6 protein-coding genes are annotated in these 7,824 nt (G+C 68.0%); all 6 read left to right on the plus strand.

The annotated features are described in order from the left end of the window. Positions 1-17 precede the first annotated feature (17 nt). The 6 genes from nirD (at position 18) to AC3WLF_RS18995 (ending at position 7,703) form a co-directional block, all read left to right on the plus strand. Positions 18-401: a nitrite reductase small subunit NirD gene (gene nirD / locus AC3WLF_RS18970; RefSeq protein WP_492356457.1), complete on the plus strand. Its 384-nt coding sequence runs from the start codon at positions 18-20 to the stop codon at positions 399-401. 58 nt (positions 402-459) lie between these two features. Continuing rightward, positions 460-1,701 (plus strand): NAD(P)/FAD-dependent oxidoreductase, encoded by a 1,242-nt coding sequence (locus tag AC3WLF_RS18975; protein ID WP_492356458.1) that lies wholly within the window; start codon positions 460-462, stop codon positions 1,699-1,701. Positions 1,702-1,742: 41 nt separating this feature from the next. Further along, positions 1,743-4,472, plus strand: a complete 2,730-nt coding sequence (locus AC3WLF_RS18980) for a molybdopterin-dependent oxidoreductase (RefSeq protein ID WP_492353445.1) — start codon at positions 1,743-1,745, stop codon at positions 4,470-4,472. Positions 4,473-4,566: 94 nt separating this feature from the next. Next, the gene (locus AC3WLF_RS18985; protein WP_492319074.1) at positions 4,567-5,139 is read left to right on the plus strand and encodes a dihydrofolate reductase family protein; all 573 of its coding nucleotides are present in this window, start codon (positions 4,567-4,569) and stop codon (positions 5,137-5,139) included. A 129-nt stretch (positions 5,140-5,268) separates the two neighbouring features. Beyond that, positions 5,269-6,276 (plus strand): tripartite tricarboxylate transporter substrate-binding protein, encoded by a 1,008-nt coding sequence (locus AC3WLF_RS18990; protein WP_492319073.1) that lies wholly within the window; start codon positions 5,269-5,271, stop codon positions 6,274-6,276. A 278-nt stretch (positions 6,277-6,554) separates the two neighbouring features. Beyond that, a complete protein-coding gene (locus AC3WLF_RS18995) occupies positions 6,555-7,703 on the plus strand; it encodes an MFS transporter (protein WP_492358628.1) in 1,149 nt (382 codons plus the stop codon). The last annotated feature ends 121 nt before the right edge of the window (positions 7,704-7,824 follow it).

The following is a 7,824-nucleotide window of genomic DNA, read 5'->3' on the forward strand; positions in this document are numbered from 1 at the left end:
CAAACAAGGAGAACGTGATGAGCCATCCCCACCATCCTGAGACCTGGACCGCTGTCTGCACCGTACGCGATATCGTGCCCAATACTGGTGTGTGCGCGCTGGTCGACGACAAGCAGGTCGCTGTGTTCCGCATCGGCCGTGGCGACGAGGTCTACGCCATCGACAACTTCGATCCCAACTCGCAGGCCGCGGTGCTGTCGCGCGGGCTGGTCGGCAACCTGGGCGAGCGCCTGGTGGTGGCTTCGCCGATCTACAAGCATCACTTCGACCTGCGCACCGGCGAATGCCTGGAAGCGCCCGAGCAGTCCGTCAATGCCTACGCCGCACGCGTCTATGACGGCAAGGTCTGGATTGCCGCCGGCGTGGCCATGAGCGAGGCCGAGGAAGAACTCGCAGCCTGACACCGGCGGCCATTTGATGTTCCCCCTGTCCTCAAGCCACGCCAACGGAGATGCCGGCATGACGCCTTCCGCCACCCCCCAAGCCCGCCCGCGCCTGGTCGTCGTCGGCAACGGCATGGCCGGCATGCGCACTGTGGAAGAGCTGCTCAGGCTCGCCCCGGACCTGTACGACATCACGGTGTTCGGGGCCGAGCCGCACGGCAACTACAACCGCATCCTGCTGTCGCCGGTGCTGGCCGGCGAGAAGACGGTAGCGGACATCATGCTGAATACGCGCGAGTGGTACGCCGAGCATGGCATCGAACTGCTTGCCGGCGATCCGGTGGTGGCCATCGACCGCCCACGCCGCATCGTGCGCTCGGCCTCCGGCCGCGAAGTGCGCTACGACCGCCTGCTGCTGGCCACCGGCTCCAAGCCCTTCATCCTGCCGGTGCCGGGGCACCAGCTCGACGGCGTGATCGCCTTCCGCGATATCCAGGACGTGGAGACCATGCAGCAAGCCGCGCGCGACCACCGCCATGCGGTGGTGATCGGCGGCGGCCTGCTCGGCCTGGAGGCCGCCAACGGGCTGCTGCGCCAGGGCATGGACGTGACCGTGGTGCACCTGCCCGACAGCCTGATGGAGCGCCAGCTCGACAAGCCCGCTGCCATGCTGCTCCAGGGCGCGCTCGAGCGCAAGGGCCTGCGCTTCCTGCTGGGCGCTCAGACCGCGGAGATTCTCGGCACCGACCGCGTCACCGGCGTGCGCTTCAAGGACGGCAGCGAGATCCGCGCCGACCTGGTGGTGATGACCGCGGGCGTGCGCCCCAATATCGAGCTGGCCGCCGGCGCCGGCCTGCACTGCGAGCGCGCCATCGTCGTCGACGACACGCTGCAGACCTATGATCCGCGCATCTACGCCGTGGGCGAATGCGTGCAGCATCGCCAGGCCACCTTCGGCCTGGTGGCGCCGATCTGGGATCAGGCGCGCGTGTGCGCCGCGCACCTCGCCGGCGCCGGCCATCGCCACTACGTGCAGCAGGCCACCGCGACTAAGCTGAAAGTGACCGGCGTCGACCTGTATTCCGCCGGCGACTTCATCGGCGCCGAAGGCAGTGAAGACCTGGTGCTGCGCGACCCGCGCCGCGGCGTCTACAAGCGCCTGGTGCTGCAGGACGGCTATCTGGTCGGCGCCGTGCTGTACGGCGACGTGCAGGACGGCCCCTGGTACTTCGACATGATCCAGCGCCGCACGCCGGTGGGCGCGCTGCGCCAGCGCCTGCTGTTCGGTCAGGCGCAGTGCGAAGCGCTCGCCGCTTAAGCATCACCGTAAGCCATACAACGTCCCCGCACGGAGAACGCGTGAACCTGTCCGACATCCCGGTCGTCTCGGCGACCCTGACCACCACCACCGCCACCACCTGCCCGTACTGCGGCGTCGGCTGCGGCGTGCGCGCCACCGTGCGTGCCGACGGCCAGGTCGAGATCGCGGGCGACGCCCAGCACCCGTCCAATCACGGCCGGCTGTGCGTGAAAGGCTCGGCGCTCGGTGAAACCGTGGACCTGGAAGGCCGCCTGCTCCACCCCAAGGTGCGCGGCACCGATGGCTCCCTGCAGCAAGTCTCGTGGGACCATGCGCTCGACACCGTCGCGCAAGGCTTCTCGGACGTCGTCCACCGCCACGGCCCGGATTCGGTCGCGCTCTATGTCTCGGGCCAGCTGCTGACCGAGGACTACTACATCGCCAACAAGCTGATGAAGGGCTTCATCGGCAGCGCCAATATCGACACCAACTCGCGCCTGTGCATGTCGTCGGCAGTGGCCGGCCACAAGCGCGCCTTCGGCGAAGACCTGGTGCCGGGCAACTACGAAGATCTGGAACTGGCCGACCTGGTGGTGCTGGTGGGCTCCAACACCGCGTGGTGCCATCCGATCCTGTTCCAGCGCCTGTCCCAGGCCAAGGAAGCGCGCCCCGAGATGAAGATCGTGGCGATCGACCCGCGCCGCACCGCCACCTGCGAACTGGCTGACCTGCACCTGGCGATCCGCCCGGGCACCGACGTGTGGCTGTTCAACGGGCTGCTGAGCTACCTGGCGCGCGAAGGCCGCACCAACGCCGCCTTCGTCGCCGCCAGCACCGCGGGGCTGGATGAAGCCCTGCAGGCCGCGGACGCGGCCTGCGCCGATCCCGCTGCCGTGGCCCGCGCCTGCAAGCTGGACGTGCAGGACGTGCTGGCGTTCTACCAACTGTTCGCGGATACGGAAAAGACCGTGACCGCCTTCTCGCAAGGCGTCAACCAGTCGTCGGCCGGCACCGACAAGGTCAACAGCATCATCAACTGCCACCTGCTGACCGGCCGCATCGGCGCCCCGGGCATGGGCCCGTTCTCGCTTACCGGCCAGCCCAATGCAATGGGCGGGCGCGAGGTCGGCGGCCTGGCCAACATGCTGGCCGCGCACATGGAACTGGCCAACCCGCTGCATCGCGACGTCGTGCAGAGCTTCTGGCAATCGCCGGTGGTGGCCGACCGCCCGGGCCTGAAGGCGGTGGAACTGTTCGAGGCGATCGAAGCCGGCCGCGTCAAGGCGGTCTGGGTGATCGCCACCAACCCGGTGGTAAGCCTGCCCGACGCCGACCAGGTGCGCCGCGCGCTGGCCAGGTGCGAACTGGTGGTCACCAGCGACATCATCGAGCGCACCGACACCAATGCTGCCGCGCACGTGCTGCTGCCCGCGCTGGGCTGGGGCGAGAAAGACGGCACCGTTACCAACTCGGAACGACGCATTTCCCGTCAGCGCGCCTTCCTGCCCGCGCCTGGCGAGGCGCGCGCCGACTGGCGGATCCTGTGCGACGTCGCGCGCCGCATGGGCTTTGATGGCTTTGACTATGCGGGCGTGCATGAGATTTTCGACGAGCACGCGCGCCTGAGCGCCTGGCGCAACGATGCCGCACCGCGCGTGTTCGACATCGGCGGGCTGGCCGGCCTGGACCAGGAGCACTATGACGCGCTGGAGCCCGTGCAATGGCCGCTGCCCGCGGGCGCACCGGCCGGAGCCGGCACGCAACGCCTGTTTGCCGACGGGCGCTACGCCCATGCCGACGGCCTGGCCCGCTTTGTCGCCACGCCGCCGCGCGCGCCGGCCCACGCGCCCGACGACGATTTCCCGCTGATCCTCAACACCGGCCGCGTGCGCGACCAGTGGCACACCATGACGCGCACCGGCAAGTCGGCCAAGCTGGCCGACCACCTGCCCGAGCCCTTCGTCGACATGCACCCGCAGGACGCGCTGTTGTCCGGCGTGGGCGAAGGCAAGCTCGCGCGCGTCAGCACGCGCTGGGGCGCGATGGTGGCACGCGTGCGCCATGGCGGCGGCATCCCGCGCGGCAGCGTGTTCGTGCCGATCCACTGGAACGGCCAGTTCAGCTCCGACGCACGCGTCGGCGCGCTGGTCAATCCCGTGGTCGATCCCGTTTCCGGCGAGCCCGAATTCAAGCACACGCCCGTGCGCGTGGAGCCATTCGGCGTGAACTGGCATGGCTTCGTGCTGAGCCGCGGCGCGCTGCCCGCGGAAGCGCTGACCTACTGGACGCGCGTGCAGGGCCGCCAGTTCCAGCGCTATGAATTCGCCGGCCGCGACACCGTGGCCGACCGCACCGCCTGGGCCCGCGCGCTGCTCGGCGTGACCGACCCGGACGCCGACTGGCTCGAGTACGAAGACCGCACCGCCGGCGTCTACCATGCGGGCTATGTCGTCAACGACCGGCTGGAAGCGTGCGTCTACGTGTCGACCCGGCCCGAGCTACCCTCGCGCGCGTGGCTCGCCGGCCTGTTCGGCCGCGAGCGGCTGGAAGACGCTGACCGCATCGGCCTGCTGCTCGGCCAGCCGATGGAGAAAGGCGCCGACACCGGCCCGACGGTGTGCTCGTGCTTTGGCGTGGGCCGCAACACCATCTGCGACGCCGTGCGCAAGCACGACCTGAAGACGCCCGCGGAGATCACCGCCTGCGTCAAGGCCGGCGGCAACTGCGGCTCGTGCGTGCCGGAACTGAAGAAGCTGCTGGTGGAAGTGCGCGTGGCCGAAGTCGCCTGAGCTGTGCAGTGGCGGGACAACCGGGTTAGCATGGCGGCCCGGATCCGGCAGGCTGGCCGCAGCTTCCCCGGATCGCCCCGACCCGGAGCGAGCCTTGACCACTGCACCGAACCTGCGCTTCTCCGTCTTTATTGCCACCAGCCTCGACGGTTTCATCGCCCGCGCCGACGGCGACCTGGACTGGCTGCTGTCCGCGACCACCTCCACCGACGACCACGGCTACGCCGCCTACATGCAGTCGGTCGACACGCTGCTGCTGGGGCGCAATACCTACGAGAAAGTCCTGACCTTCGACCCCTGGCCCTATGCCGGCAAGCGGGTAGTGGTCATGAGCAACACCCTGGCGGCCGACGCCGTGCCGCCAGCCCTGGCCGATGATGTGCGCCTGCTGCGCGGCACGGTGGGCGAAGCCGCCGCGGCACTGGCCGCGGCCGGTGCGGCCAGTGTCTATGTCGACGGCGGCAAGCTGATCCAGTCCTTCCTGGCCGATGGGCTGATCGATACGCTGACAATCACCCGCATCCCGGTGCTGATCGGCCATGGCATCCCGCTGTTCGGTGATGCCGGACACGACATCCGGTTGGCTCACCTGCGCACCACCACCTACGAAAGCGGCTTCGTGCAAAGCACATACCGCGTGGTCGCCACGCGCGGCCAGCCAGCCTGATCTTTCATCGGGGATTAGGCACCCTTCACGAGAACCAGATTGTGGTCGCCGCGGCATACCCCCATGCTAGCCGCGCAACCCCGACAAGCCGCCCCGGACTCACGGCGCGGCACCAATCTGGAGACAGCAATGAAGGATGCGAAGGATTTGCGCGCCGGGCCACGATGGCTGGCGGGTGTGATGGTGATGGCCTCGACGCTGGCTGGCACAAGCGGCGCGGCGGCTGCTGAAGCGTACCCCGGCAAGCCGATCACGCTGGTCGTCCCCTACTCCGCCGGCGGCCCGACCGACGTCGTGGCACGCACACTGGCGCAGGCGATGTCGCAGGATCTCGGCCAGAGCGTGGTGGTGGAAAACCGCACCGGCGCCGGCGGCACCGTGGCTGCCGCCTTTGTCGCCCGCGCACAGGCGGACGGCTATACGCTGCTGATCCACCATAACGGCATGGCGACCGCGCCGGCACTGTACAAGAAGCTGTCGTACGCGCCGCTGAAGGATTTCGAGTATGTCGGCCAGGTCGCGGACGTGCCGATGACCCTGATGGGCCGCAAGGACCTGCCGGCCAAGACCGTGCCGGAACTGATCCGCTACGTGACGCAGAACAAGGACAAGGTGTCGCTGGCCAATGCCGGGCTGGGCGCCGTTTCGCAACTATGCGGCGTGCTGTTCGAGCAATCGGTCCACGTCAAGCTCAATGCAATCCCTTACCAGGGCGCCGGCCCCGCGTTGACCGCGCTGCTGGGCGGCCAGGTCGACCTGCTGTGCGACCAGACCACGGCCACGCTGCCGCATATCCAGGCCGACCGCGTGCGCCTGTTCGGCGTGACCACGCCGGCGCGGATCAAGGCGCTGCCCAGTGCGCCAACGCTGCAGGAAGGCGGTCTCAAAGGCTTTGACGTCAAGGTCTGGCACGGCATCTACGCGCCCAAGGGCACGCCGCCCGCTGCAGTGGCGCGGCTGACCAAGGCGCTGCAGAAGGGGCTGCAAGATCCCGTGGTGATCAAGAAACTCGATGGCCTGGGTGCGGAAATCGTGCCGGTCGACAAGCAGACGCCGGAAGGCCTGCGCACAATGCTCAAGGCTGAGAGCGACAAGTGGCAGCCTCTGCTGAAGTCGATGCAGATCGAGGCCGACTAACTTTCCGCCATGCCGCCGGTGCCTGGGCACCGGTGGCCCCTGATTGCTGGTAATACGATAGAATCATCCCTGACTTCCCGGCGATCTTTCTGAATCGCCCCTTCTCGCAATCCCCGGTGCCCGCTCGCACCACCCTCTTCGCGCCCGACTCAGCGGTGCATTCACTTTCCGGATTTACCCACTGTTAGGCGGTGATGCGGCCTTGTTATGTCACGTTTCGCACGTCTCGGCCGGTATCGCCACATCCCATCCATGTTGAAGCCCGAGGAGGCTACGTTATGCCATCTCCTTGCCTGCTGTCCGTGCTTGCCCTCGCCGTGTGCATGGTCGGCGCTGCCGAATTCATGTTGTCACCGATGCTGGCGCCGCTTGCAGACGCCTTTGCCACCACCCCGGCGCGCGCATCGGGACTGGTTTCTGCCTATGCCCTTTCCTATGCCTTGGCCGCGCCGCTGATGGGCTGGTTCTCCGACCGTGCCGGACGGCGCCGCGTGCTGCTGGCTGCATTGCTGTTGTTCGCGCTCGATGCCATCGCTCTCACGCTCGTCCCTACGCTGCATGCCGCCATGGCATTGCGTATCCTCGGCGGGCTCGCCGCCGCGGCAACGATTCCCACCGTCTTCGCATTGATCGCGGATCTGGTTCCCCCGGCGCGGCAGGCTGGCGCCATGGGCGGCGTCATGCTAGGCATGACCGCCGGCGTTGCCGCAGGCCCGGCAGTGGCCGGGGTGCTGGCCGATGGATTCGGCTGGCGCGCGCCCTTCCTTGTCATCGCCGGCGGTTGCCTGGCGGCCTTTCTTGCCGGCTACTGCGTACTTCCGCGCAATCTGCCGCGTAGCGGCGACTGCCAGGAAAAATCCAGGAACACCCCAACATCTTCAGGCATCCTGCTGCCATTGATCGCGAAAGGCGCCTGGAATGGAAGCGCCGTAGCGGGCTATGTACTGACGGGGGAAGTGCTGCGGTTGCGTTACGGGCTCGGCGTGGCCGGCGTCGGCGCGGCACTATCGGTCTTCGGCCTCGGCCTGGCCGTTGGCAATCTGCTGGCAGGGCGTGCCAGCCAGTGCTTCGCGCGCGAGGAAAATGTTCTGATAGCGGCCACCGCGCTTGTCGCCGTGGCCATGACTTTGTTCACGACAGCCGTCCTGGCGTTGCCCGGGTCGCTTGGCTGCCTGCTGGCGTGGGGCGCGGCACTCGGCATCGCGGCGCCATCGAGCACCGCCATCCTGGCGCGGCGGGCTGGCACGGCAAAGGGACAGGTTCTGGCCGTCTCGGAAAGCATCAACAACCTGGCTGTGCTGATGCTGATGCCGGTTGCGGCCAGCTCCCTGGCAGTGCACGGCACCGTGCCAGCGGCATTGCTGGTTGGAGGCTGCTGCCTGGCCGGCGTTGCGCTGGCTGTCGCGGACCGGCGGATGACGGCATGAGGGGCGCGGGCGTTTGCGCCGCGCCAAAGCAAAAACCCCCAGCCTTTGGGGCTGGGGGTTCTGCAGTATAAGAGCCTGGCGATGACCTACTTTCACACGGGAATCCGCACTATCATCGGCG

The organism is Cupriavidus sp. FW306-01-F10A, from assembly GCF_058782785.1.